The organism is Mesorhizobium sp. B3-1-9 (genome assembly GCF_006439595.1).
Lineage (GTDB): Bacteria > Pseudomonadota > Alphaproteobacteria > Rhizobiales > Rhizobiaceae > Mesorhizobium.
Genome location: NZ_VFTJ01000003.1, coordinates 202,877 through 228,638, shown reverse-complemented (window position 1 = coordinate 228,638; position 25,762 = coordinate 202,877). Strand labels below are relative to the sequence as shown.

General features: G+C 63.5%; 23 protein-coding genes. 6 read left to right on the top strand and 17 right to left on the bottom strand.

Going from position 1 to position 25,762, the window contains the following annotated elements; translation table 11 throughout:
* Positions 1 to 17 precede the first annotated feature (17 nt).
* Positions 18 to 941, bottom strand: coding sequence for an Lpg1974 family pore-forming outer membrane protein (locus FJW07_RS07365; RefSeq protein WP_140855467.1), 924 nt, complete (start codon positions 939 to 941; stop codon positions 18 to 20).
* A gap of 176 nt (positions 942 to 1,117) precedes the next feature.
* Between FJW07_RS07365 and FJW07_RS07360 the strand changes: the two genes are divergently transcribed.
* The gene (locus tag FJW07_RS07360; protein WP_140855465.1) at positions 1,118 to 2,323 is read left to right on the top strand and encodes a cytochrome P450; all 1,206 of its coding nucleotides are present in this window, start codon (positions 1,118 to 1,120) and stop codon (positions 2,321 to 2,323) included.
* Here the strand turns inward: FJW07_RS07360 and FJW07_RS07355 are convergent.
* The 8 genes from FJW07_RS07355 to FJW07_RS07320 all read right to left on the bottom strand — a co-directional run bounded on the left by FJW07_RS07355 (position 2,312) and on the right by FJW07_RS07320 (position 10,836).
* Complete coding sequence (locus FJW07_RS07355) at positions 2,312 to 3,139, bottom strand: Stf0 family sulfotransferase (protein ID WP_140855463.1); 828 nt, start codon at positions 3,137 to 3,139, stop codon at positions 2,312 to 2,314. The genes FJW07_RS07360 and FJW07_RS07355 overlap by 12 nt on opposite strands.
* A 12-nt stretch (positions 3,140 to 3,151) precedes the next feature.
* Complete coding sequence (locus FJW07_RS07350; protein WP_140855461.1) at positions 3,152 to 4,018, bottom strand: alpha/beta hydrolase; 867 nt, start codon at positions 4,016 to 4,018, stop codon at positions 3,152 to 3,154.
* Positions 4,018 to 4,449: a hypothetical protein gene (locus tag FJW07_RS07345; RefSeq protein WP_140855459.1), complete on the bottom strand. Its 432-nt coding sequence runs from the start codon at positions 4,447 to 4,449 to the stop codon at positions 4,018 to 4,020. Before FJW07_RS07345 ends, FJW07_RS07350 begins: the two co-directional genes overlap by 1 nt.
* A 140-nt stretch (positions 4,450 to 4,589) precedes the next feature.
* Positions 4,590 to 5,447 (bottom strand): patatin-like phospholipase family protein, encoded by an 858-nt coding sequence (locus FJW07_RS07340; RefSeq protein ID WP_140855457.1) that lies wholly within the window; start codon positions 5,445 to 5,447, stop codon positions 4,590 to 4,592.
* A complete protein-coding gene (locus FJW07_RS07335; RefSeq protein WP_246680701.1) occupies positions 5,444 to 6,838 on the bottom strand; it encodes a pitrilysin family protein in 1,395 nt (464 codons plus the stop codon). Before FJW07_RS07335 ends, FJW07_RS07340 begins: the two co-directional genes overlap by 4 nt.
* Positions 6,839 to 6,840: 2 nt before the next feature.
* Positions 6,841 to 8,202, bottom strand: a complete 1,362-nt coding sequence (locus FJW07_RS07330) for a pitrilysin family protein (protein ID WP_140855453.1) — start codon at positions 8,200 to 8,202, stop codon at positions 6,841 to 6,843.
* A gap of 83 nt (positions 8,203 to 8,285) precedes the next feature.
* The gene (rsmD, locus tag FJW07_RS07325) at positions 8,286 to 8,840 is read right to left on the bottom strand and encodes a 16S rRNA (guanine(966)-N(2))-methyltransferase RsmD (RefSeq protein ID WP_140704269.1); all 555 of its coding nucleotides are present in this window, start codon (positions 8,838 to 8,840) and stop codon (positions 8,286 to 8,288) included.
* Positions 8,821 to 10,836: a pseudouridine synthase gene (locus tag FJW07_RS07320; RefSeq protein ID WP_140855451.1), complete on the bottom strand. Its 2,016-nt coding sequence runs from the start codon at positions 10,834 to 10,836 to the stop codon at positions 8,821 to 8,823. The genes rsmD and FJW07_RS07320 overlap by 20 nt, the downstream gene beginning before the upstream one ends.
* Positions 10,837 to 11,017: 181 nt before the next feature.
* On the opposite strand from FJW07_RS07320, the gene FJW07_RS07315 reads away from it, so the two are divergent.
* Positions 11,018 to 11,473, top strand: coding sequence for a nucleoside deaminase (locus tag FJW07_RS07315; protein WP_140855449.1), 456 nt, complete (start codon positions 11,018 to 11,020; stop codon positions 11,471 to 11,473).
* A 52-nt stretch (positions 11,474 to 11,525) separates the two neighbouring features.
* Here FJW07_RS07315 and FJW07_RS07310 read toward each other — a convergent pair whose 3' ends face one another.
* The 6 genes from FJW07_RS07310 to FJW07_RS07285 all read right to left on the bottom strand — a co-directional run bounded on the left by FJW07_RS07310 (position 11,526) and on the right by FJW07_RS07285 (position 19,668).
* Complete coding sequence (locus tag FJW07_RS07310) at positions 11,526 to 12,200, bottom strand: hypothetical protein (protein WP_140704275.1); 675 nt, start codon at positions 12,198 to 12,200, stop codon at positions 11,526 to 11,528.
* A 202-nt stretch (positions 12,201 to 12,402) separates the two neighbouring features.
* A complete protein-coding gene (ileS, locus tag FJW07_RS07305) occupies positions 12,403 to 15,360 on the bottom strand; it encodes an isoleucine--tRNA ligase (protein ID WP_140855448.1) in 2,958 nt (985 codons plus the stop codon).
* A 249-nt stretch (positions 15,361 to 15,609) separates the two neighbouring features.
* Positions 15,610 to 16,407: a MipA/OmpV family protein gene (locus tag FJW07_RS07300; protein ID WP_140855447.1), complete on the bottom strand. Its 798-nt coding sequence runs from the start codon at positions 16,405 to 16,407 to the stop codon at positions 15,610 to 15,612.
* A 129-nt stretch (positions 16,408 to 16,536) separates the two neighbouring features.
* The gene (locus FJW07_RS07295; RefSeq protein ID WP_140855446.1) at positions 16,537 to 16,749 is read right to left on the bottom strand and encodes a hypothetical protein; all 213 of its coding nucleotides are present in this window, start codon (positions 16,747 to 16,749) and stop codon (positions 16,537 to 16,539) included.
* A 23-nt stretch (positions 16,750 to 16,772) separates the two neighbouring features.
* Positions 16,773 to 18,323, bottom strand: coding sequence for an acid phosphatase (locus tag FJW07_RS07290; RefSeq protein WP_140704283.1), 1,551 nt, complete (start codon positions 18,321 to 18,323; stop codon positions 16,773 to 16,775).
* A gap of 262 nt (positions 18,324 to 18,585) precedes the next feature.
* Positions 18,586 to 19,668: a glycosyltransferase family 4 protein gene (locus FJW07_RS07285; RefSeq protein WP_281405328.1), complete on the bottom strand. Its 1,083-nt coding sequence runs from the start codon at positions 19,666 to 19,668 to the stop codon at positions 18,586 to 18,588.
* A 309-nt stretch (positions 19,669 to 19,977) separates the two neighbouring features.
* Here FJW07_RS07285 and FJW07_RS07280 point away from each other — a divergent pair, with 309 nt between their 5' ends.
* From FJW07_RS07280 to FJW07_RS07265, 4 genes are all read left to right on the top strand, one after another.
* A complete protein-coding gene (locus FJW07_RS07280; RefSeq protein WP_140855445.1) occupies positions 19,978 to 20,871 on the top strand; it encodes a hypothetical protein in 894 nt (297 codons plus the stop codon).
* 119 nt (positions 20,872 to 20,990) lie between these two features.
* Positions 20,991 to 21,947: a glycosyltransferase gene (locus FJW07_RS07275; protein WP_246680709.1), complete on the top strand. Its 957-nt coding sequence runs from the start codon at positions 20,991 to 20,993 to the stop codon at positions 21,945 to 21,947.
* A 10-nt stretch (positions 21,948 to 21,957) separates the two neighbouring features.
* Positions 21,958 to 23,388 (top strand): glycosyltransferase family 1 protein, encoded by a 1,431-nt coding sequence (locus FJW07_RS07270; protein ID WP_140855443.1) that lies wholly within the window; start codon positions 21,958 to 21,960, stop codon positions 23,386 to 23,388.
* Between the two features lie 293 nt (positions 23,389 to 23,681).
* Positions 23,682 to 24,236 carry an HdeD family acid-resistance protein gene (locus tag FJW07_RS07265; RefSeq protein ID WP_140641117.1) on the top strand — a complete coding sequence of 185 codons (555 nt, stop codon included), beginning with the start codon at positions 23,682 to 23,684 and terminating at the stop codon, positions 24,234 to 24,236.
* 7 nt (positions 24,237 to 24,243) lie between these two features.
* Here FJW07_RS07265 and FJW07_RS07260 read toward each other — a convergent pair whose 3' ends face one another.
* The gene (locus tag FJW07_RS07260; protein ID WP_140641115.1) at positions 24,244 to 24,570 is read right to left on the bottom strand and encodes a hypothetical protein; all 327 of its coding nucleotides are present in this window, start codon (positions 24,568 to 24,570) and stop codon (positions 24,244 to 24,246) included.
* Positions 24,571 to 24,778: 208 nt separating this feature from the next.
* A complete protein-coding gene (locus FJW07_RS07255; RefSeq protein WP_140855441.1) occupies positions 24,779 to 25,762 on the bottom strand; it encodes a bifunctional riboflavin kinase/FAD synthetase in 984 nt (327 codons plus the stop codon).

The following is a 25,762-nucleotide window of genomic DNA, read 5'->3' as shown; positions in this document are numbered from 1 at the left end:
CTGACCGGCCGCCGCGATCACATCTTTACTTCGAGGCGCAGGAACGGGCCTTGGAAAACCTGATTCTTGTGATCTGCGTTCACAAGCAGATTGTGCCAAGCCTCGATCTTGTAACCAGCAGTGAAGGTGGCGTTCGTTATCGGCGTCCAGCTCAGGCCAAGCGATGCGTCGAGGTTCGAGACCGTTTCATTCGAGCCCTGACTGGCCAGAGTTTCGGAAAAGTGTTCGTCTGGGTTTGTGGACGAAATATTGAAACCGACACGCGCGGTGCGGCGGCCCCACATGACTGCGCCCGAAGCCGAGCCTGTCAGGCCCCAGTTCTCGCCAACCGGATAGTAAGCTTCCGCACCAACGCGCGGGCCGATGCCCCAGTACTCGGCCGTACCGATCTTGTCAGCGGCGATGCCCTTGTCGGCAGGATTGGTGGGGGTGAACTTTTCGGAAATCTCGCCCAATGTTTCATCGGAATGCACTAGCCGCAGGCCGCCGAAGAAACGGATATCGGCCTGTTGCACCTTGACGTGCTTGCCGACGTCAAAATCGAAAGTCTGGAAGCTGTAGCCGTCGCTGTAAGTCCCTGTAACAAGACCCTCAGGGTTCGTCTCAGGCTGCTCGAAGAGGAGGGCAGAGCGGTCCTTGCCGAGTTGGACAGCGGCGGCAAGACGCCAATCCCAGTCCGGAGAGATCTGCTTGGTCAGCGAAACTGCCCCGGAAATATCACCGTTGCCTTTACCCAGCTTGTCGCTGCTCAGCTTGTCGTCGTTATGGAGATTGTTCCAGAAGTACGAGCCTTCGAACGACATCTTGATGCGCGAATCAATGACCGTCTGATCCGAGGGCTGCGCCTCGGTTGCGTTAGCCGTGGCCACGCCTGTTGCCGTTAGGGAGGCAGCCGAAGCCGCCACCGTAGCTAAAAATTTACCCGTGCCCTGCGAATGCATTTAAGTCCCCACCCAGATTCCAGCCGGGTTGTTATTGCAGACAAGTTTATAACCGCCTATTGCCGCTGCGGGATGCCAATGACTTTGCGGCGTGACTGTCGCATTTTTGCAACAATAAGGGACATCGTTAGCTGAACGAATACCGAAGTGGTCGTGCGTTCAGACATGGAGGTAGGGTGAGCGATCCAGCACAAATTGAAGGCATGCTCAACAGTCTCGTCTACAACCTATTCGCGCGGAGCGGGCAGGATGATGGACGAGCAACCGGCGCTAAGGAAATCGGCAACCTCGTCGTATTCGACCATCCGGAGAGCGTCGACGAGATCGTCAAGTCGCCTGCCCTGTTCCGGAAGAACTTCTCGCTGATCTCGGCCCTCGGCTTCAGCCGCTTCAACACCAATGACGAGGAATGGGCGACAAGACGCGCCATCACCCAGGATCGCTATCTCGCGGCGGCCAAACCCGCCCATGGGCAAAGCGTGTCGGATATATTCAGCGGCGACCTTGCCGATTGCGAGACCTCCCTCGCAGGAATCCACCAGGCGCTTTTCACCGGCGCCATGACCATTTTCTATCAGGCCTTCGGACTTGTCGCGGAAGCGCGACCAACCACGGTGCTTTTCGACCGAGTCCGTGAGACATTGCGCCGCCTGCAGTATTATTCCTGGGTCACGCCAACCAATGCCGAAAGAGACAGCGCCATCCAAGATGCCCGCGCGGTCATCGCGGATTTCGGTTCGCAACTGATGGCGGATCCGCGGGCGGCCGCGGAAATGGACCGTTTCTCGGAAAGAGCAGCCGGGATCGACGGCTTTTCCCCGATCGAAGAATTCGTGATGAATCTGTTCGCTGGCGTCGAAACCACCCTCACGACAGTGCAGTGGGTGATCGATAGGCTCGGCGCCAACCAGCAGGTGCAGGAGCGTATCTATAGTGAGATTACTGGCGGCAAGGCACAGACACCGTTTACTGACTGCTTCATCAACGAGACGATGCGCTATTTCCCACCTATACCGTTCCTCACTCGCGAAGTAAGCACCGATGCGGTTCTGGATGGCACGTCGCTACGGGCCGGGCAACTTATCATGCTGTCCGTCGTCGGTGTGCACCAGCATCCTGAATTCTGGGAAAATCCGAGGACTTTCGATGCCAGCCGCAAGGAGTTCATCAACAACAGTTTCGACCGCCGCGCCTTCATTCCCTTCCTAACCGGACCACGTATGTGCGGGGGCGCACGCCTGGGCCGACTCGAGGTGGAGCAGGCGGTCCGCGCGGTCGTGCGCCAGTTCGCCTTTACTCGCGCCGACGACGTTATCCGCTTCGACTATGCGCTGGCGCTGCGCCCGGCGAGCGGCATGTCCGTCCAGGTGTCAAGGCGCTGATCGGCTCTGCTCCGCCTCGACAGGCATGTCGCGCCAAAGTTGACGGATCAAGCCTCCGAACTGTCTTGCGATAATCGACTTTACGGAGGCGTCGTTGCTGTAGCGACCATTTGCAGCGAGGGCATCATTGCGCAGATTGCGGGCTGGAAACCAGTTCCGCATCGTCGCCTTCACATTGTCGTGGGGATTGACGACGAAATCCTCATAGGCCACATGAGCAACCCTCGTCACATCAATGGTCGAAAGGTAGCTCCGCCACTTTGCCTCGGAGTCCGCGATGTGTCGCACGGTGTCAATAACCGCCTTCTGACTTATCGTTCTCAACATAGGGACACCGGGCAGCGTTTCCCCGCCATCGAATGGCTGACCAGTATGCAGCATCGAAAGCAGGCTGACCGTCTGATCGACTTTGTTCCGGCGGGACAGGAATACATAGAACGAGCTTGCATCATCCTCGCCGATCGAGAGGCGGGCGAAGTCCAGATTGCCGAAAAACAGCTTGGCCGCGAATACGCCTTCGACTGAGCGCCGCATCAGAAGATGCTTTCCATATGACGACGCACCGCGATCGAGCGCCGGGACGTCGAATGTGTCGTCTCCCGTCCAGCGCCGCATGAGCGGTACCGCGAATTGCCACTGGAAGTATTCGGTGGGCAGGCCAAGTCCAAAATGCCGCATGACCTGGCAATAGGTATGGCCGGCGGTTCTCGGCGTGGTGCAAATCAGGATTCTATACGGATTTTCGGCCGCGTCGTCGCGATCGAGATCAGCTGAGAGCAATCGGGTATATGTTTCATCGAAGTGCGATCCCGCCATGACGGATACTGCTCACATGGCGGACAGAAACCCGAAGATCAGGAGAGCCTGATCGGGCGTCATCAGCGACGGCGGATGGCCGACATCGATATTGTCGACGATGCAAAGATCGGGTCGGGCGCAGCGGGATCGTTCAAAGGCCTGCCTGTCGATGAACCCGCTCTCGCGGCCGTACATGAGCATGACCTGGGCGTCGAGCTTAGCGACCATGGGAAACAGGTCGTATTCGCGGCCGGTCATGGCCTCGAAATTCCCGGTCGTGGCCGGATCGTAGGCCAAACGAAACTCGCCAGCCCTCGCGGCAATTCTGTTATCGATGAAGCGGTCGAGGACCGGCCTCTCCACCCGCCCCATGCCTGGATTTGAGACACGCAGATATTCCCCTGCCTGGGCGCGCGTCTGGAATACAAGCGCGGCTTCGCGGATGGCCTCGTTTCGCAAAGCATCGACTTTCGGCCCGCCAATCAGGGGGACATCGTTGAGGATGATCTTGTCGACGCTGCCGCGGTTCGCGTAGAGAAAGAGAAGCAGGATCAGCCCGCCCCATGACGTGCCGACGAAATGGTTCTCCTTGCCGGCAAACTGGCTGAGCGCGCGCAGGCACCTGGAATAGAGATCCATATCGTAGCCCGCGCCGAGATAGGCGCTGCGCCCCCGTCCGAGCAGGTCGGGGCAGATCACCAGATAGCCGTTGCGGCACAGGAAGGACGCGAGGTAATCGAAATCGCAGCCATTGCCGGCAAAGCCGTGCAGGCAGAACACGGTGCCGCGCGGTTGGCCGGCCGGTTGCCAGATGCGCACGAACATCGAGGCGTAACGGTCGCCGAGGCGGATCAGGATTTCCTGGGTCAGCGCCTCGCCTGGGGTAGCCTGTTCCATCACGCGTCCCGCTTGCGAACGGCGCGTTTCATGGCACCGCGGGCGTCGATGAAATCGCGCTTCCAGTAGACCGACTTGTCGAGGTTGAGCAGTTTCGCTTCCTTGATCATCGGCAGGATGTGCGAGGACGAGCGCGTTGCCATAATCGTCGCGGCAATCGCGTTGCCGCCGAGATCGGGGTTGAGTGGCCCTCTGTTTGCAACCCACGTCTCGGCAATTTCGCGGCTGGTCACGATCCAGCCGACGTAAGCGACGATCGCGTCGTCGATGGAACCGATAAGGTGCGTCTGCTGCTCGATCTGGTAGCGCAGGGACTTCACCATCTGTCCAAACTCGTATCCGTCGAAGGGCGGATAGTGCGCAATGAAATTGCAGACGAGCCCGAGAGAGACCGGGTTGAAAGGAACGCGGGTGAAAAGGAGCTTGGTCATACGGCCTCAAGGCACTTCGAATGGGCGCGACATTATGATGTGCGGTCTGCTCGCGGCTAGTGGCAAAATGCGCCGCGACAGGTCGAGAGGCGGCTTACACCGGCGATCCAGCCTGGCCAAGGCCTGAGCCTCCCACGGATCTACCTAAGCCGCCCTCCTCCCCGCCTGCCGCTATGCGCTTCCACGGCCTTCTCGACGGCGCGCTTCAATTCGTCCTTGATCTCGACCGTCTCGGCCATCAGCGTCTCGATCTTGAGGAATTCGAGCACGCGGTATTTCGAGACATTCGGCCGGATCAGAATGTCCGGCGGGTGCTGCCTAAGCTTGTTGGCGATGATCGACTGCATCATCAGCTGGGTGGCGCCATACATCAGGTCGACTGTGGTCGGATGCCTGCGCTCGGCCTCGCTCGGCGCGCCGACGACATCGACGGCGATGATGATGTCGGCGTCCTTCTCGATGAGGTCGAAAGGCACGGGGTTGTAGATACCGCCATCGATCAGCACGCGGCCCTCGCGCGTCACCGGGCGGAAGACCGCCGGGATAGCCGCCGATGCGGCAAGCGCCGAATGCAGGTCGCCTTCGGCGAATACCGCAAGGCTGTGGCCGAAATAGTCGGTCGCCGTAACCTTGAGCGGAACCTTCAGCGCCTCGAATGTCTGCGGGATCGCCTCGGGTAGGAAAGCCTTCAGAATGCGCTCGATGTTGAACTGGCTGACGCGGATGCCGCCCTGCATGGCCTCAGCGATCGTGCCCGGCCGCGAGCGCCACATGCGCGCGGCCACTTCAGCCCGGCTGCCGAGGATCGATCGGGCATAATCGTGAATCTCGGCACCCTTCATGCCCGACGCCATGCCGGCGCCCATGATGGCGCCGATCGACGAGCCGGCAATCGCCACCGGCTTGATGCCGAGATCGTCGAGAGCCTCGATGATGTGGATATGCGCGAGACCGCGCGCGCCGCCGCCGCCAAAGGCCACCCCGAAGGTCGGGCTCATCCCTTGCCGCCTCCCGCCACCTGCACCAGCGGCGGCCCGATGACCATCACCGCGGGGTCGGACGACAGGAGCTTCTTCGCCGCCGCCTTCACGTCGGCCAGCGTCACCGCGTTGATGAGAGCCGCGCGCCGCTTGATATAATCGATGCCGAGATCATCGATCTGCAGCTCCACCAGCGTCGCTGCGATGGAGCTGGACGAATCCAGATTGCTGATGGCGTAAGCGCCGACCATGTATTTCTTGGTCGCCGCGAGCTCCTCCTCGGTGGGGCCGTTCTCGGCCATGTCCTTCACCACCTGGCGCACGATCGAAAGTGTTTCGGCGGCGCGGTCGGAACGCGTCGCCGTCGTCACCACCAGCGCGTTGGAATGCTCGTGATCGACGAGATCGGAGCTGACGCTATAGGCAAGGCCGCGTTTCTCGCGCACCTGCTCATACAAGCGCGACGTGAAAGTTGAGCCGCCGAGAATCTCGTTCATCAGCACGGCGGCGTAGAAATCGGGATCGCTCCGCTTCACGCCCGGCCAGGCAAGCTGCAGGGAGGTCTGCGGCAGATCGTAATTCACTTCGAGCTGCTGGCCGAGCTTGGGCGTGATATCGGCAACCGGCGCCAGCGTCTGCTTGGCCGGCAGGTCGCCGAACACCTCGTCAAGCCTGCCGCTCAACGTGGCGGCGTCGATATCGCCCACCACCGCCACATGCAGGCCGCCGCGGGCGAAGTTCGCCTTGTGGAAGGCCTTGAGGTCGTCGGCAGTGATGGTTTCGAGGCTGTCTTTGTTGCCCTCGTCCGGCCGCGCGTAGGGATGCTGGCCATAGATCGCGCGCAGCCAGCGCTGCTGGGCGATCGTATTGGGGTCCCGCTCATTGGCGAGGATGCCGGAGAGTGTCTGGGCGCGGATGCGGTCGATCGGCGCCTGATCGAAGCGCGGGCTGTTCACCGCCAGCTTCAGCAGGCCAAAAGCCTCGTCCTTCTGGTCGGACAGCATGCGCATCGAGCCATAGGTGCCATCGCGCGCCGCCTGAAAACTCATCTCCGCGCCGGCATCGTCGAGCTTCAACTGGAAGGCCTCGCTGTCGAGGTCGCCGGCGCCCTCGTCGAACAGGCCGGTCATCAGGTTGACCAGGCCTTCCTTGCCGGCGGGGTCCTGCGCCGTGCCGCCGTCGAAGACGAAACGGATCGCAACCAGCGGGATCGAATGGTCTTCCACCAGCCAGGCGGTGACGCCCTTGTTCGACTTCACCTCCTGGATGTTCATTTCGGCGCGCGCGGCAAGCACCGGCAAAAGCAGGAAGAACAGGGCGAAGCAAAGGGTGGCGACGGCGCGATAGAGCTTGCCTTCCTCGCTCGCCGGAGAAGGAGAAGCGATCGTATGGCCAAGAACCATGCTCATCATCAATTCCCCGCCTGCTGCTGCGGCAAGAGATAGCCGGTGGTGGAACGATCGAGCACGAGGTAGCGGGCGGCTGCCGCCTTGACTTCATCGGCGGTCACCTTGCGGATGCGGTCCGGCCATTCCTGGACGTCCTTGACATTGCCGCCCGTGGCAAGCGTCGAGCCATACATGTTGGCCATGTCGTCCTGCTTGTCGCGCGCAAAGATCATGGAGCGCACATAGCGGGTCTTGGCCCGCTCCAGCTCATCGTCGCTCACGCCGTCCTTGACGATGCGGGCGATCTCGGCATCGACCGCTGCCTCGACATCGGCAAGCCTGGCGTCGCCGCGCGGGGCGCCATAGACGGTGAAGTTGGTGGCGTCGAGCATGGTGCCCTGGAAGTAGGCGCCGGCCTCTGAGGCGATGCCCTGCTTGACGACGAGCTGCTGGTACAACCTGCTGCGGTTGTCGCCGCCGAGGATCTCGGCAAGCAGGTCGAGCGCCTCGGCTTCGCCGGGCTTGGCCGTGTGATAGGACGGCACGACCCATTGCGTCGAAAAGCTCGGCACCGAGACGCGCGCGTCGGTGAGCGTCACCGTGCGCTTCGTGTTCTGCTCCGGCTCCACGGGGCGGATGCGCGGCCGCAGGTCCGGGCCGCGGGCGACCTTGCCGTAGGTGCGCCCGGCCATCGCCTTCACCGCGTCGGGATCGACGTCGCCGGCCACCACCAGCACCGCGTTGTTCGGCCGGTAGTAGGCGTCGTAGAAGGCTTTCGCGTCCGGACGGTTCAACTGCTCCATCTCCTGCATCCAGCCGATCACCGGAATGCGGTATCGCTGGTTCTGCCAGAGCGTCGCGTCGACCTCCTCGTCGAGCACCGCCTGCGGATTGCTGTCGATGCGCGAACGGCGCTCCTCCAGGATCACGTCGCGCTCGGTCTTGATGACATCGTCTGTCAGGATGAGGTTGCGCATGCGATCGGCCTCGAAGCCCATCATCTGTTCGAGGGCGGAAGGCGGCACCGTCTCGTGGAAGGCGGTGTAGTCGTAAGAGGTGAAGGCATTGTTGGAGCCGCCGATCTCGGACACGGCGCGGTCGAACTCGCCGGCGGCGTGGTTGGTCGTGGCCTTGAACATCAGGTGCTCGAAGAAATGCGCGATGCCGGATTTGCCGAGAGGCTCGTCGGCGCTGCCGATCTTGTACCAGACCATGTGAGTGACGATCGGGGCGCGGTGGTCCGGGATGACCACCACTTCCATGCCGTTGTCGAGCAGGAAATCCTTGACCTCGCCGTCATCGGCTGCGCGGGCCGGAGCGGCCGCCGCAAGCGCCAGCGCGCTGGCCAGAAGCGCTGCGCGCAGCCCAATTCCTGTTCGTCTCATTAAGTTCTCCGGTCGCGGTTGCGCGACGATAGGCAAGGTTGTTGGCAAGGCAAAGTGAATTGTGAGTCATTTTCGAGGCGGCGCTAGCCAACCTCGATGAAGCGAATGACCGTTTCGCCATAGCCCCGCTCGTCCACCACGGAAAAACCCGGGCCTGCCTCGAACGGCGCCGAGGCCGCCTCCTCGACCACGAACAACGCGCCGGGCAACAGCCAGCCGCCGGCCTTGGCCGAGCGCAGCGCGCGTTCGCCAAGCCCCTTGCCATAGGGCGGGTCGGCGAAGATCAGGCCGAAGGGCGAGAGCGTGCCAGCCTCACCCAAATGAGCGGCGTCGCGACGAAAAATCTTGGTGCGGCCGGTGAGCCCATAGGCCTCGACGTTCTCGCGGATCAGGCCGCGCCCCTCCGTCGATTCCTCGATGAAGACGCAGTAGGCGGCGCCGCGCGACAGCGCCTCAAGTCCAAGCGCGCCGGTGCCGGCGAAGAGGTCGAGCACGCGGCCGCCTTCGAGCTTTTCGGCATAGCGATGCGCGAGCACGTTGAACACCGCCTCGCGGGTGCGGTCGGTGGTCGGGCGGATGGCATTGCTTTTCGGCGTCGCCAGCGGACGCCCGCGGAACTCACCGCCGACGATCCGCATTGCCGCCCCTCTTCGGACCGCGCGGCCTGTCGCCGCCATCGCCTTCGCGGCGCTCGCCGCGGGGCTTGCCGAACGGCTTCGCGCCCGGCTTGCCCTTGCCGCCCGGCTTGTAGGATGCCTTGCGCGCCTTCGCCTCGGCGGCCCTGGCGGCATCGGCTTCCGCCCTGCCCTTGCCGATCGGTCGAGCGCCCGGCGCCATCCAGACATTGGCCTTGCGCTGGCCCGGCGGTTCGATCGGCCGCTGCTCGCGCTCGGATTTCTTGCCGCCGAAACGAGGCTTGTCGCCGAAGCCACCACGCGGCTTTTCGCCGAAACCGCCGCGGTCGGATTTAGGGCCGCGCTCGCCGAACGCCCGGTCCGGCCCAAACGCCCTGTCCGGCTTTGTCGAGAGCTTGCTCAGCGCCTCGTCGCGGCTGCCTTCGCGGCGCTTGCGCGCCTTGATCAGACCGCCCTCGCCGATCGGCCGGTGATCGCCGTCGCGCGTGAATTTCGGCCGGTCGGCCTCTTCGCGGCGAGGGCCGCCGCCGCGCACCGGCTTGTTGGAAAACGGCTTTTGGATGTCGGCATCGAAATTGGCGCCGGATTCCTCGATCAGCCGTTCGCCGAGCTGTTCGCGCAGCACGCGGCCCTTGATCTCCAGCACATGGCCCTCGGGAAGATCCTCGAGCTGGAACGGTCCGTAGGAGATGCGGATCAGCCGCGTCACGTCGAGGCCAAGCGCGCCGAGGATGTTCTTCACCTCGCGGTTCTTGCCTTCGCGCAGGCCCAGGGTCAGCCACGCATTGGTGCCCTGCTCGCGGTCGAGCGAGGCTTCGATCGAGCCGTAGAAGACGCCGTCGACGGCGATGCCTTCGCGCAGGCCGGCGAGCGCGCTCTCCTCGACCTTGCCGTGGACGCGCGCGCGGTAGCGCCGCAGCCAGCCGGTGGCCGGCAATTCGAGCACGCGCGACAGCCCGCCGTCATTGGTCAAAAGCAGCAGGCCCTCGGTGTTGATGTCGAGCCGGCCGATCGTCATCAGCCGCGGCAGGTCGGACGGCAGTACGTCGAAGACGGTCTTGCGGCCTTCCGGATCGCGGTTGGTGGTGACGACGCCCGCCGGCTTGTGGAACAGGAAGAGACGCGTGCGCTCGATCGGCGGGATCTCGGTGCCGTCGAGATGGATGATGTCGTTGGCGCCGACATTGAAGGCCGGCGAGTCCAGCACCTTGCCGTTGACCTTGACGCGACCGGCCGCGATCAGTTCCTCGGCGTCGCGGCGCGAGGCGATGCCGGCGCGCGCCAGCCGCTTGGCGATGCGCTCGCCGCTTTCGGGCGCAGCTTCCGAGGGACGCGGCCGTGGCTTGAAGCCGCCTTCCGGCTTTCCGCCAGCTCCGCGTGGACGATCGCTGAAGTCTCGCTTCGGCCGGTCGGCGAAATCGCGTTTGGGACGGTCGTCGAATGCCCGCTTGGGGCGGTCGAATCGTCGTTCGCCCCGATCGCCTTCGGCAGCAGCCGGTCGGTCGCCACGCGGTGCGTAAGGCTTGCGGTCCTCACGTTTCTCGAAAGGCTTGCCATCGCGCGGCGGACCTTTGCGGAACGGCCTGTCGCCACGCTCCCCGCCTTCACCCATTTCACGCGGCCCCATCTCACGCGGCCTGTAGCTGCGCTTGAAATCGCGCGCAGGGCGCTCACCCTCCGCGGCCATCGGCCGGTCGCCGCGCGGTGTGTAAGGTTTGTGGCCCTCGCGCTTCTCGAAGGGCTTGCCTTCCGGACGCGGACCTTTGCGGAACGGCTTTTCGGCGCGCCCGGCGCCCTCGCCCGTTTCGCGTGGCTTATAGCTGCGCTTGAAGTCGCGGCGCTCGCCTTCGATATCGCGGCGCTCGCCTTCGGCAGCCATCGGTCGCTCGCGCTTGGCGAACGGCTTCTTGGCGCCGTAGGCCGGCTTGCCGTCCCGCCGGCCCGCCGGTTTCGAGCCGCCTTTGCGCGGCCCGCGTGAAGATTTCTTGTCGTCGTTCATTACTTCGCTCGTCTTCACCTGCTACAGCGCAGCACGCCCTTTCGGACGCCCAGCGCAGGCGGTGTCATCTTGATTATTGCGCATATGCCAGCGCGGCAAAAACCGATTCCGGTTTTCAAGGTCTCGCGCTAGATAACAGGATCGCTGTCGGGTGGCGAGGAGTAATCGGAATGGAAACCGCTTGAAACGACCGGATTTCATGGCCCTGGCGCTTGAAGAGGCCGAAGCGGCCGCCAGCCGCGGCGAAGTGCCGGTCGGCGCCGTGATCGCCAATGGCGGCACGGTGGTCGCGAAAGCCGGCAACCGCACGCGCGAGCTCTCGGACCCGACCGCGCATGCCGAGATGCTGGCGATCCGCGAGGCCTGCCTGAAGCTCGCCAGCGAACGTCTCACCGGCCACGATCTCTACGTGACGCTGGAGCCCTGCGCGATGTGCGCCGGCGCGATCTCCTTCGCCCGGCTGCGGCGGCTCTATTTCGGCGCCGCCGATGTGAAAGGCGGCGCGGTGGTCAACGGCGTGCGCTTCTTCGCCTCACCCACCTGCCACCACACGCCGGACGTCTATCCGGGGATCGGCGAGAGCGACGCCGCCCTCATCCTCAAGGACTTTTTTCGCGGGAGACGGAATGGCGGGTGAAGTGAGTAGTGAGTAGGTCACTACTGACTACTGACTACTGACTACTGACTGTTCACAGCCCTAGCCAGTCGAACCAGCCGCCCTTCTTGCCTTCGGCCTGCGCCTTGAGGCGGCGCTCCTTCTTGTATTCGTCCTCGCCGAGCTCGTTCTGCGGCGCGGTGCCGGCAGCTTGGCGATAGGCAAGCGGCGGCTCGCTCAGATATTTGCGAACGGTCGGATCGCCCTGCTTCTGTTCGGCAAGGCTGCGCTGAATCTGCGCACGGCGGGCGGCCGAGTTGTCATCCGGCGACCAGGCCGGCGGGTGGCTGGAGCCCGATTCGGCCAATGCCTTCTTCACCGCCTCGGGATTGGTCTGGATATCCTCGACGGCTTCCGGCTGGTAATTCGGATCGTTCTGGTGCGCGGTGGCGTCGGCGCGGATGCGGGCGCGGCGCGCCTCAGGCGATTCGGGCCAGTCGGCGCTCGCCGTCTCGATGCTTTGCTGCGGCGGCGGCAGGCTTTCCTTCTGCCCGGGAGCGGGCTTCACCAGATCAGGACGCGGCTTGTAGTCGATCGGATCTTTGCGCTTCGGGGTGATAGAGGCCGCCGCGGAGACATCGTCGAAGAGCTGCGCGGCTGCCGTCTTGTCAGTTCCGTAGGTCGGCGAACCCACGCAGCCTGACAGAGCGATGGCCGATACCACAAGCGGCGCCATCAGCGCGGCGCGCGCGAACGTTCTGTCGGTCATGCCAAAAAGTCCCACTCTAACAGCCTTTCAGTCGCCACCGGCCAAGGGCACGGTCCCCTTCTTCCCCGCATTTGCGATGGAAATCCGGCGACAATTTGTCTGCCGGAGTGTCGCGTGTTTACCTCAACCACTTGTTAAGGGCAACGCGCGGGCGGTTTCAGGCCGCCCGGCGTGGCATTTGTGCACCGGCTTATCGACAGGACTACAGCCGCCCAAGGGCCTTCAGCTCATGCAACACGGCGGCATCGCGGGCCGAGACATCCGGAAATCCCGGATCCTGCCCGACATCGGCGGTGTAGCGCCAGGAGCGCGCGCATTTGACCAGACCGCGATCCTCGGCTTTCTCCACCACCACCGCCACCCCCTTGACGTCGTCGAGCGTGAAGGCGCCTTCCGGGGCCTTGCCGTGTTTGACGACGAGATCGCTGGTGATCGCCATCTCGGCCATGTCGACATCGGCGATCGCTGCTTCCAGCACCGCGTCGTCGAGCGTCACCACCGGCACCGCCTCGAGCGACGAACCAATCAGCTTCTCGGCGCGCGCGATCTCCAGCGCGCCGGTGACGACACGGCGCACTTGCCTCACCTTGCGCCATTTCTCGGCCAGCGCCTCGTTGCGCCAGTTCTGCGGGATCGCCGGGAATTGATCGAGATGCACCGACACGGCTTGCGGATGGCGGTCGAGCCAGGCTTCTTCCGTGGTGAAGGGCAGCATCGGCGCCAGCCACTTCACCAGGCATTCGAAGAGGTGGCGCACCACCTGCACGGCGGCCCTGCGGCGCAGGCTCGACGGCCCGTCGCAGTAAAGCGCGTCCTTGCGGATGTCGAAATAGAAGGCCGAAAGCTCCACCACCATGAAGTCGAGCAGCGTGCGGGTGATGCGCTTGAACTCGAAGGCGTCGTAGCCCTGGCGCACCATTTCGTCCAACTCGGACAACCGGTGCAGCATCAGCCGCTCCAGTTCCGGCATCGTCTCGACCGGCACGTCCCGGCCGTCGTCATGCGCAAGCGTGCCCAGCATCCAGCGGATGGTGTTCCTGAGCTTGCGGTAGGCGTCGATATTGGTCTGCAGCACGTTCTTGCCGAGCCGCTGGTCTTCCCAATAATCGGTCGTGACCACCCAGAGCCGCAGGATATCGGCGCCGGACTGTTTGATGACGTCCTGTGGCACGACGGTGTTGCCGAGCGACTTCGACATCTTGCGGCCTTCCTCGTCCATGGTGAAGCCATGGGTGATGACCGTGTCGTAAGGCGCCCTGCCCCTGGTGCCGCAGCTTTCGAGCAGCGAGGAATGGAACCAGCCGCGATGCTGGTCCGAGCCTTCGAGATAGACGTCGGCCGGCCATTTGAGGTCCGGACGGTCCTCCAGCGTGAAGACATGCGTCGAACCGGAATCGAACCAGACGTCGAGGATGTCCATCACCTGGTGCCATTTCGAGGCGTCGTGATTGCCGAGGAAGCGTGCCTTGGCGCCCTCGGCGAACCAGGCGTCGGCGCCTTCCTTCTCGAAAGCGTCCATGATGCGCTCGTTGACGGCCTCGTCCTTCAGCACATTGCCGTCCTCGTCGGCGAAGACCGCGATCGGCACACCCCAGGCGCGCTGGCGCGACAGCACCCAGTCGGGGCGCTCCTCGATCATGGCGCGGATGCGGTTCTGGCCCGCTGCCGGAACGAAACGGGTGTCGTCGATCGCCTTCAGCGCGCGACTGCGCAACGTCGTGCCGTCGCCGAGGTCCTTGTCCATATAGACGAACCATTGCGGCGTGTTGCGGAAGATGACCGGCTTCTTGGAGCGCCAGGAGTGCGGATAGCTGTGTTTCAGCCGGCCGCGCGCGAAGAGCGCGTTGCGCTCGATCAGTTCGTCGATGACGGCCTGATTGGCGTTGCCCTTCTTGCCATTGTCGTCGATGACGCGCGCCGCGCCGCCTTCGCGCCCCGGGCCGAAGCCCGGCGCATCCTTGGTGAAGAAGCCGGCATCGTCGACCGTGAAGGGGATCACGGTGTCGACGCCTCGCGCCCGCAGCTCGCTCGCGGCCTCCATCCAGGCGTCGAAGTCCTCGCGGCCATGGCCGGGCGCGGTGTGCACGAAGCCGGTGCCGGCATCGTCGGTGACATGCTCGCCCGCAACCATCGGCACCGGGAACTCATAGCCGCCGCCGAGGCCCTTGAAGGGATGCGAAAGCGTAAGCTTCCCAAGCTGTTCGGCCGAGACGCTGTGAAGCCGGTTCAGTGCGACCTTGGCCTTGGCAGCACATTCCTCGGCCAAGGTATCGGCAAAGATCAGCTTCTCGCCGGGCTGCGGGCCGAAGGCGTTCTCGGCCGCCATCACCTCATAGAGGCCATAGGCGATGCGCGGCGAATAGCTCACGGCGCGGTTGCCGGGGATGGTCCAGGGCGTGGTCGTCCAGATGACGACATGCGCCTCGACGAGGTCGAGCGCTGCCTCGTCCAGCGCGGCGCCGGCGACCGGCTGGGCGAGGCTCGCGACCGGGAACTTCACCCAGATCGTGTCGCTCTCGTAGTCCTGATACTCGACCTCGGCCTCGGCGAGCGCGGTGCGCTCGACCACGCTCCACATCACCGGCTTCGAGCCGCGGTAGAGCTGGCCGGACAAGGCGAATTTCAACAGTTCGCCGGCGATGCGCGACTCGGCATGGTACGCCATGGTGGTATAGGGATTGTCGAAATCGCCGATGACGCCAAGACGCTGGAACTCGTCGCCCTGCACCTTGATCCAGTGGGCGGCGAACTCACGGCATTCCCTGCGGAACTCGTTGACCGGCACCTCGTCCTTGTTCTTGCCCTTGGCGCGATACTGCTCCTCGATCTTCCATTCGATCGGCAGGCCATGGCAGTCCCAACCCGGCACGTAGTTGGCGTCATAGCCGCGCATCTGGAAGGAGCGGTTGATGACGTCCTTGAGGATCTTGTTCAGCGCATGGCCGATATGGATGTTGCCGTTGGCGTAGGGCGGCCCGTCATGCAGCACGAATTTCTCGCGGCCGGCGGCCTCCTCGCGCAGCTTCCTGTAAAGGTCCATGTCCTGCCAGCGCTTGACCAGACCAGGCTCCTTCTCGGGCAGGCCGGCACGCATCGGGAAGTCCGTCTGCGGCAAATAGAGCGTTTTGGAATAGTCGATCGTTTCAACGGTGTCGGTCATTGATCTGCCATCTGCGTTGCCCGGCGGCGGGAAGCCCGGGCGTTGAACCAGCATTTTCTTGAAAAGCGCGAGGGGGGCGCGCGAAAACTCCCGGCGGCTCCAGCGGCGCTCAGGCCGCCCGGAACACCGGGCCCGTAATTCGTATCGCGATCGCGAAAAGGCGCGAAAAGCTCGTCATGGCGTGGCTTTTAGCGGATGGCGCGGCAGGAATAAAGCGCGGATTTCAAGGCATGAAGCCGCTTTCACGGCCTACATGGTGAAATTGAAGCGGTAAGTGGTCGAGACACCGAAGGTCCACTGATTGCGGTCGCCGCGTTCCCTGACCAGGCTGGAATCGGCCGCCGGCCCCATCAGGCGCGAATATTCGGTGAAGACGCTCGCCGTCATCGGCTCGGTCACTTTCCAGGTGATCGCGCCGCCGAGCCCCGTCGATTTCAGCCCGCCGCCGGGATGGTACTCGCTCAGGCCCGAAGCGACAGCTTCCTTGGCGTTGACGCCGTAATAGGCGTCGAAATAGTCGGACGATGCGAAGGAAACGCGCGGACCACCGGAAATGCGCACGGTCGGCGTGATGTCATAGAAGGCGTCCGCGGCGATGTCCGCGACGAAGCCGTTGTGAGAGCGGATGCCGTGCCTGAGCTCGGCGCGCGCCCTTAGCCAATCCAGCGGATAGAATTCGAAGAAGCCGCCCACCTCACCGCCCCAGCGCACGGAATCAAGGCCCTTGAGCTCGTCCTTGCTCTCGCGCGAGAATATGAACTTGCCGGTCAAGCCGGCGCGAACGGAACCGTCATCGATCAGCGCCAGCGAGATGTTGTCGTTGCGCGAGGTGAAGCGCGCCTCCGGACCGACCTTGCCGAGCGAGACGATCGGTTGGGCGCTGAGCATGTATTTCTCGCCGCCCTCGAAATTCGGCGCGACCAGCGCGGTGGCGCCGAGCGTCAGGTACCAGTCGCCGGATATCCAACTGCCCTCGCCCGCTTGGGCGACAGGTGCGCTGAGCAGGCCCATGGCGACGGCCAGCGGAATCGTCCCGACAATACGCATCGTCACCCCTTACGCGAAACGCGCCGGCGGCACCACCTGCCAGCGCTCAAGCCATGCCGTGCGTTCGGTAAAATTTGACTTAAAATCCGTAACATGGTCGGCAGCATCCGGATGAGGACGGCCACCAGATCAGGTGTCGCGCGGCGCGACCGGCTGGTCCAGCAACCTAGCCACGGCCTTGGTGCCTTTTCCGCCAATGCGCGCAGAGCCGTCGTCACCCACTTCCACCGTGGCACCGTTGGCGAAGCTGAGCGACCAACCATCAGCCGTAGCGTTACGCCGGCGGTCGGTGAGCTCGATGCCGCCAGCGGTGACCAGCGCGACAATTCTGTCAGCGTCCATCCTCGTTCTCCGGATACGGGCCATCAATTCAGGTCGAGCCCGCCGGTAAGGTCACCGAGCGGTGGCTCGCCATGCGCGGCAACGGCCCGGTCGCGAACCACGATGCCGTGCAGCACAGGCAGTTCGAAACGCTCCGTGATGAGGCGAAGGATCGAGGTGGTGTCATAGGGCGCGTGATCGACATAGCCGTGCTTGGCGAAGGGCGAAACGATGATTGCGGGGATGCGCGTGCCGGGCCCCCAGCGATCGCCCTTGGGCGGCGCGGCATGATCCCAGATGCCGCCATTCTCGTCATAGGTGACGACGACCAGCATGTGCGGCCATTGCGGACTCTTCTCCAGATGCGCGATGACATCGGCGATATGGCGGTCGCCCGCCTGGATGTCGGCATAGCCGGAATGCTCGTTGAGATTGCCCTGCGGCTTATAGAAGGAAACCTGCGGCAGGGCGCCATCGTCGATCGCCTGGGTGAAGCTCACGCCTCCCAGCCCCGCGTCGCGCAAATGTTCGCGCCTGGCCTCGGTGCCAGGCGCGAAGTTGGCGTAATAGTTGAACGGCTGGTGGTGATACTGGAAATTCGGGATCGGCGTGTGGTTGCCGTGGTCGAGGGTGTACTGCCAGGCGCCTGAATACCATGCCCAGCTTATGTGCTTGAGGCTGAGCATGTCGCCGATGGTCGGCTCGGTCTGCGGTGGGAGAGTCGTCGGCTTGGCCGGATCCGCTAGGCGCGGATCGCCGCCAGGCGCCGGATCGTTGCCGCTCGGCTGGAAAGGCGGTTGCATCGTGTTTACCGCGTAGAAATCCGGCGTCAGGTTGCCGTCGGAGACGAATTTCGGGATGCCGTCGCGCGCCGATTTTGGTGAATTGTCGGCGACCTTCAGCGCCGTGCCACTGTCGTCCGTCACCGAGATCGACGGCTTGGCAGGGTTCTTGTCGGCATCGGCGTAGTAGGGCGCGCAGGCGCAGATCAGCCATTGGTGGTTGAAGAATGAGCCGCCGAACCCACCCATGAAGAAGTGGTCGGCCAGCACGTATTTCTGCGCGACCGCCCACATGTCGGTCTTGGAGGCGTCCCAGTTGCTCATCGGCATGGCGCCCGAATCGGCCCAGGCGACGAACATGTCGTTCTTGCCGCCGTCGATTTGCATCTGGTTCTGGTAGTAGCGATGCCAGAGATCGTGCGTCACGACCGTAAGCGGGACGTTGAAACCCTTCGCGTCGTTCACGGTGAACGGCGCGTTCGCAAGGTGTTCGGTCATCGCCTGTGTCACCGGCGGCGTGACGCCCTTGGCGGTCAGCCCGTCCCACACCGGCGGCAGTTCGGACAGCACGGAGCCGTCACGGTCACGCTGCTGCAGGCTTTCCTGGCTCGCCTTGTCGATGCCGTCAGCGCCAGGAAAATGGCCATAGAGATTGTCGAAAGCGCGGTTCTCCGCGAAGATGACGACCACCGTCTCTATCTTGGCAATGCCGGCCGGCGGATCGCCAGGCTGGGCTGCGGAAGCGGACGCCGAAGCGGCAGCGCACAGAGCGAGAGTTGAGGAAAACAGGGTAAGCCCAAAGGAGCGCTTCATCACCGTGCCTCACCAGTGGTGCAAAACGGGATGACACCAGCTTCGGCACATCTTTGCAATAGCGGCGACTCTGGACGGCAGTGCCATTGGGACTACCTTCCCTCACGACAGGATGCGCCGGCCACATCTGGAGGGAAGTCGACCAAAGCGATGCCATGAAGGACGCGATCGGCCGGCCGTGGCCGGTGGGGGTCGCTTTTCACCCAATGCCGCCGATAAGCGGCATCGCCCTTGACGATTTGTAATCGCCGGTGTCGCTGCGCTAAGCGGAGCGCCGGTTGTGGCGCAGCGTCTCTATCAGATCGCAGGCTGCTTCCAGTCCGCCGGTAAGCGGGTTCGACGCGCCGTAGCCAAGAGCCGCCTCGCGCCATTGGTCCCGGACCGCCGGGTTGCCGGCTTTCAGGATTGCCTGCCGCCAGATTTCGGGGTCGTCGCGACTGGCCACAACCAGTCCCGCCCCGCTGGCTCGGACATATTTTGCATATCCGCAGGCGTCCGATGCGATGACCGGCAGGCCGTTTGCGAGCGCCTCGAGAATAACCGTGCCCGTATTTTCCAGGCGAGCCGGGTGCAGCATGAAGTCGCTCGCGACCACGACCGCCGGGATGTCCTCCTGGATGCCCAGCAGAGTGACCCTTTTCGATATGCCGGATTTGGCAATCAGGCCGAGAAGCCGCGTTTCCTCCTCGCTGTTTTTTCGAAGGCCGGCGACCAGCCAATGGATCTCCGGGAACGGCTGAAGCGCTTTTATCGCCCGGTCGAGACCCTTCACCTTCAACCTGTTGGCGATGGTCAGGGCGATGACCGTTTCGCGCGGAAGCCCAAAACGATCGCGGATTTCATTGCGGTCGACAGCCAGCAGTTCCGGTCTGCGGCGTTTCGGATCGAGCGTCGGTCCGACGACGTGAATGCGCGATTCCTCCGTCCGCCAGAAGTTGCGGTAAAGCGTTGCCTGGTGTTCGCTGAGTGCGATGATCTGCACGGCGTTGCCAGGGGCAAAGATCATCGATTCGAGCTTCTGCTGGCGCATGAAGCGGGGCGAAAACGGCCGCCACCACCCGAGCTTCGACACAAAATAGGGCGGGTCGCCGGCATAGTAGATATCCAGGCCCGCCATCTTGTTGAAACCGACCACGCAGTCGAAGTCCCGCCTGGCGGTCAGCACGGTCCTACCCAGCGCATATTCGGTGCCAGGGTTCGAGAGAACCCGTGCCGGCTGGATTTTTATCGCAGCCGAACTCTCGACATGACCGACCTGGCGGGTCGTCAGGATCGTCACGCTATGGCCGCGCCGGACCAGTCGGTCGCTGATGTTGAGGCAATCCCTTTGCAGCCCCCCATTCATGAAGAGGGCAGAGATTGCGCAGCAGATTTTCATCTCATTTTCCGGAGCGCCGCCTTATCCCCCAAGTCGGATCGACGGAGAGAGACTCCGGGTGCGCCCCAGACTTCCCCAATCAAACAAACACGGCCGGGCGCCTAAATGTTGGCCGTGTTGAAACCACGAATATGCTGTATATAGCCGGTTATCAAGAGACTTGGATGCTGTCGCGTTCTAGCTTTCTCCCGCCAAGACCAACCGGAGCGCGCTCATGAAAGTTCCACGGGGCGATCGCGCCTGCGAAGCCGGGTTCGACTGAAAGCCGCCACAGCCGTGCCAAGGGCCCTGCGCGAATATGACTGGCGGCAATGGCTGAGGCTGCAGCCGCTGCTGCACGCCGTCAAAACTGCCCGTTACCGGAAAATCGACCGGAGGTTTCTGCGCCAGCCGGCCAAGGAAGGCGACATCCAGGGCATCCGCGAGGACGCCCGGGGTCGCCATGTCCTGCTGACCGTTGCCTTCGGCGATGCTCAATGCCTGGATCTGCAGTTGCGGCTGACGAGCGGACTTGTTCGCCACGATCTCCACATCGTGGCCGACAACAGCGTCGGCGAAGCTTCCGCGCGCAAGAACAGGCAGGTATGCGCGGCTCACGGCGCCGCCTATGTCAGGCTGCCGGCCAATCCATGGACCGTAAGGAACCCGAGCCGGTCCCACGGCGCGGCGCTCAATTGGATGTGGCACAACATCCTGAAGCCTGGCGCGCCGGCCGCGTTCGGATTCCTCGACCAGGACCTTTTCCCGACGAAGCCATGCGACCCCTTCGAACCTCTTGAAGACGCGGCGTTTTACGGCGATCTGCGCTGGGCAGGCGCGCGATGGTATTTGTGGGCCGGCTATTGCTTCTTTCGGTTCGACGCCGTCGGCCGCGAGCCTCTCGATTTCGGGCTCGACTGGTTCGCCGGCCTCGACACCGGCGGAGCCAATTGGGAAGTGCTCTATCGGAATGCGGATCCCAACACGGTGCCGCAACGGCCGATAACCGCATTCGCCGCCTTGCCGGGAATTGAGCTCAGACAGGCCTATTGCGAATGGCGGGGAAGCTGGCTTCATGAAGTCGGCCTCGACGGCGACCTTTCTTTGAAGGCGAAAAAGCGCGAGGCGGTCCTGCGACTGCTCGCTCCCGCGCTTGAGATCGCACTCGGATCGGCCGGACAAAGAGATTGACAGTCGACAGACCGACGAAACTTTGGAATTGGAATTTTGAAACCAGGCCGCCGACATTCGACAATTCAACGGCCATTCGGTCACGACCGATTATCGCAAGGAAAGTTCCATTGCCGACAGTGAGTGTGATCATTCCGGTGCGAGACGGCGCGCAATATGTCGGCGAGGCCCTGCAAAGCATCCTGGACCAGGATCTGGCGGATATCGAAGTCATCGTCGTCGACGATGGATCTCGCGACGACAGCGCCGCGATCGCGACTTCGATCAGCGACCGCGACAGCCGCGTCAGGCTTGTCGCCAACCGCGGCAAGGGGATCGTCGATGCGCTGAACATGGGGCTTTCGCTCGCGCAGGCCCCTCTTGTGGCGCGCATGGATTGTGACGATGTCTCGCTGCCCGGCAGGTTGCGCCTGCAGGTGGCGTGTTTCGACGCGGATGCCGATCTGCAGCTGCTCGGTACGGCGGGGTTGCAGATCGATCGGGACGGAAATCCGTTGAGGCCGCTTGACGTCCCCGCCGGCGGCGACCCGTTGCGCGAAGCGCTTGCCAGATACAATCCCATGCTTCATCCGACAGTGATGTTTCGGACCGAGGCCGTCCGGCGCGCGGGAGGCTACCGCCGCGCATTCACCCATGCGGAAGACTACGATCTATGGCTGCGGCTTTCCGAAACGGGAAAACTGGCCAACATGGATGCGCGGCTCGTGAAGCTGAGATCGCATCCGGGACAGGTATCGCGCATGAAGGAAGATCAGCAAAAGGCTGCCGCGGCATTGGCCAGGCAGTCGGCGCTGCTGCGTCGCCATCGCGCCGAGCCGTTCGACGCGAACGGCCAAGCCGCGCAGGCCATCGCAAGCTTTCTGGCGTCGCGCGCCGCCACGGGGGTCGGCATCTCCAGCCCGGAGAGACGCGACATCGAGTTGCTGCTGCGAACCGCGGACATACCCCTCGCCCTCACTCTAAAGCTGCTGTTCCTCGCGGCTGTCGGCGCGCCCTCCTTCAGGACGCTCGCGCTGGGACCTCGACTGGCCTGGCGCAGGATGATCGCGCGTCCCGCAAGAATGCGGCTCAACTGATGCGGCCCGCATGATGCGTCTCGTCGTCGATCTCTCGAGCATGGTGCGTTGGCTCGGCCCTCCGGTCGGCCTGGTCCGCGTGCAACGCCACTACGCGGCCGCGGCGGCCGCATTCAAGGCTTCCGATGTGGCGTTCACCGTGTTCGACCCGATCGAGCGGGTCCTTAGACAAGTTTCGCCTGGTATGGCGGCGGAAATCATCGCCGGCGACATTTCATGCGACATGAGCTTTTACCCGGACCCGGCCCGCATCAAGATAAGGTTCTACGATCGCTGGCCGAAATGGGCGCGGCGGTTGCTGATGACGATCATAAGACCGCGCCGGATGCTGATAACGGAAATTGGCGCGTTCGGCCGGCGCCATCCCGGCAGCCCTTTTCTTCGTTTCCTCGAGCGGATCGAAAACCGGCTGATGAAGGAAAACGAGCGGCGGCAGGTCGCTCGCGGGGGCGGTTCACGCGCTCGTATCGTCCCGCTCAGGACCGTGGCCGGCGACAAATACAATCTTTCGCCCGGCGACCATCTGCTGTTGATGAACAACGACTGGGCGCATACCGATATCGAGGTCATTTCGCGCGAGGTGCGCTTGGCCGGCGCAAAGCTGATCGTGCTCTTGAACGACATCATTCCGATCCAGTTTCCCGAATGGTACAAGCCGCACGACGTCAAGAGATTCACCGACTACGTGAACCTGGCGGTCGGGCTGGCAGACCGCTTCATCCTGACGTCGAGGCGCGTCACCACTGACGTCGAGGACTATGCCGCCAAGCTCGGCGTCCATCTGCCGGAGCTGAAACAAGTCCCTCTCGGCTGCGACAGCGCCCGCGAATCGAAGGCGGACGGCCGCATGCCGGACGGGATCGAGACCGATCGCTATATCCTGTTCGTTTCCACCATCGAACCACGCAAGAACCATTCGCTGCTCATGGATGTCTGGAGGCGCATCGTCCTGGATGGAACGGTCGCGCGCAGCGGCATGAAGCTGGTTTTCGTCGGCCGCAGCGGCTGGATGGTCGACGGCATCCTGGCGAAGCTTCACAGCCATCCCGACTACGGCAAGAGCCTTGTCCATCTCGACAACGTCGACGACGCAACGTTGTCCCGCCTTTACCGCTACAGTGCGTTTTGCGTGTATCCGTCGCTCTATGAAGGATATGGGCTGCCGCCCGTGGAGGCGCTGGCCTATGGGAAGGCGCTGATCGCCTCCACGGGCGGAGCCATCGCCGAAGTTGTCGGCTCGTCGGGACTCTGCCTTGATCCGCTCGACATCGAAGGATGGGAAAACGCCATACGGGAGTGGATCACCTCGCCCGCGGCCCGTGCTCCATACGAAGCGAAGGCCGCAGAATTCGTGGCGCGAGGCTGGGAGCAGGCCGGCCGGGAGACACTGGAGGCGACGCTTGCGCCGTTCCCGGACGAAGTTCGGCCGTCGCGACAATAGCCGCCTTTATGGTTGCCGGGATACGCGGCTTGCCTGTCCGGTATTCCGGAACCGGCTCAGGGTTTCGTCGACGATGTAGCGGCCGAGCTCACCCCGGCGCTTGAAGGAAAGCGCATGCTCTCGCGCCGCCCGCCCGGTGGCTATCAAATCGTCGCGATTCTCGATCGTGGTAGGAAGGTCATGGAACAGCCGGCCGCCCGCGGGCTGGGCCTGTGTTGCTGGACGGACAATGCCGTTGGGTTTAGCTTCCTTTCGCCGCACGACCGGTGGTGAATTTCGAGGGAGATGAAACCATGACTCTGCCAAGCGACGCTCTCAAGGACGCGATCGGCCAGACGCGGGATAAATGGGGATGGTTCGTGGCGCTCGGCGTGCTGCTGCTGATCTTCGGCGGCATCGCCTTCGGCAATCTGTTCATCGCCACCGTCGCCTCGGTCTATGTCGTCGGCTGGCTGATGCTGATGGCAGGTGTCATCGAGATCATCCACGCCTTCGGGGTCAAGACCTGGGGACGTTTCTTCTACTGGCTGCTGAGCGGCCTGCTCTACGCCGTCGCTGGCTTCTTCGCCTTCGACAACCCGTTGCTGGCCTCGGCGGTGCTGACGCTGCTGTTGGCCATCGCGCTGGTCGCTTCGGGGCTTCTGCGGTCCTGGGTGGCCTTCAATCACCGGCCGCAGCAAGGCTGGGGATGGCTGCTCGCGGCCGGCATCATCACCATTCTGCTCGGCCTGATGATCGCCATGGGCTGGCCGGTGAACAGCCTTTGGGTGCTTGGCATCTTCCTGGCGATCGACCTGGTCTTCCAGGGATGGAGCTTCATCGCCATCGGCCTGGCGCTGAAGCGGTAGGCTTCCGTCAGTCGGCGTTGAGAAGCGTCACTGCGGCAAGTGCCAGCGCAATGCCGAGATATTGGGCTTTCGAAACGTCCTCCTTGAAGACGACCGCGCCGACCAGGACTGCGCCGGCCACCACAATCGTATTGACCAGAGCGCCGGTAACGGCAAGATTCAGTCGCGTGTTGATGAAGGCAAACATGAAGTAGGATACCGGCGACAGCAGCATGACGATGGCCAGGCTGCGGCCGCTGCCGGTCTTGCCCCAATGCGCGCTAAGTCCGTCGCAGAGGATGAACAGCGCCGCGCAGGGCAGGACAACGGCCCACACCATCAAGTCTATCTTCATTAGCGCTTTCTGCGCAATCAAGCGCCCGCGGTCGGTGAAATGCTTCACCCATGCGAGTCAGCCTTTGATCGAGCGGCAGACTGAAGACGATCCGAGCAATTCCAGGAAAAGTGTGTAGTGGTTGGGCTCGGCGACTTCGCCGTGGCCTTCCGTCCGGAATTGCGTCAAAACAAGGAGATAGGGCGGTTCGCCGTTCCCGTGAAACGCACTAGAACGCGACCTCGGCGTCCAGTTGCGAGAGCGGGCGCACGCCCGCCAGCAGCGCCCTCGCCTCGGCCTCGTCCTTTTTCATCTGCGCCACCAGCGCATCGAGGCCGTCGAATTTGAGCTCCGGCCGCAGGAAGCCGAAGAACGACACCTGGCAGGTCTGGCCGTAGAGATCGCCGGAAAAATCGAAAACGTAGGTTTCGAGCAGCGGCGCGCCATTGTCGTCGACGGTGGGACGCCGGCCGAAGCTGGCGACGCCATCATGGAGCGTGCCGTCGGCGCGACGGAAGCGGACGGCATAAATCCCTTCCTTCAAGGCCGCTTCCGGCGAAAGCCGCATATTGGCGGTCGGGAAGCCGAGGGTGCGGCCAAGCTGCTGGCCGCCGATCACCTCGGCTTCGACGGTGAAACGGTAGCCGAGCAGGCCGGCGGCCTCCTCCACCTTGCCTTCGGCGAGCAGTCCCCGGATGCGGCTCGATGAAACCACCTCCGCGCCCTCATCGCGGAAGGCATCGACCAGCGTCACGCCGAAACCATGCCGTTCTCCGGCAGCCATCAGAAAGGCCGGGCCACCCTGGCGGTCCTTGCCGAAATGAAAGTCGAAACCGGTGATGGCGTGGCGGATGCCGAGGTTCTTCTCCAGCACGTCGGTCACGAAAGCCTCGGGCGACAGCGAGGCGAAATCGCGCGTGAACGGCTGCTCGACCAAGGCGGCAAAGCCAAGCCCGGCAAGCAGCCGCGCCTTCATCGGTGGCGGCGTCAGCACGAAGAGCGGCACCTGTGGCCGGAAGATCTTGCGCGGATGCGGCTCGAAAGTGAGCACCAAAGCGGGCACGCCGTTGCGGCGGGCTTCGGTCAGCGCGCGCTCCAGGACGGACTGATGGCCGCGGTGGACACCGTCGAAATTACCGATCGCCACGACGCCGCCGCGCAGATGCGCGGGCAGTGGCGCGACCGCGGAAAGACGTTCGAAAGCTTGCTTCAT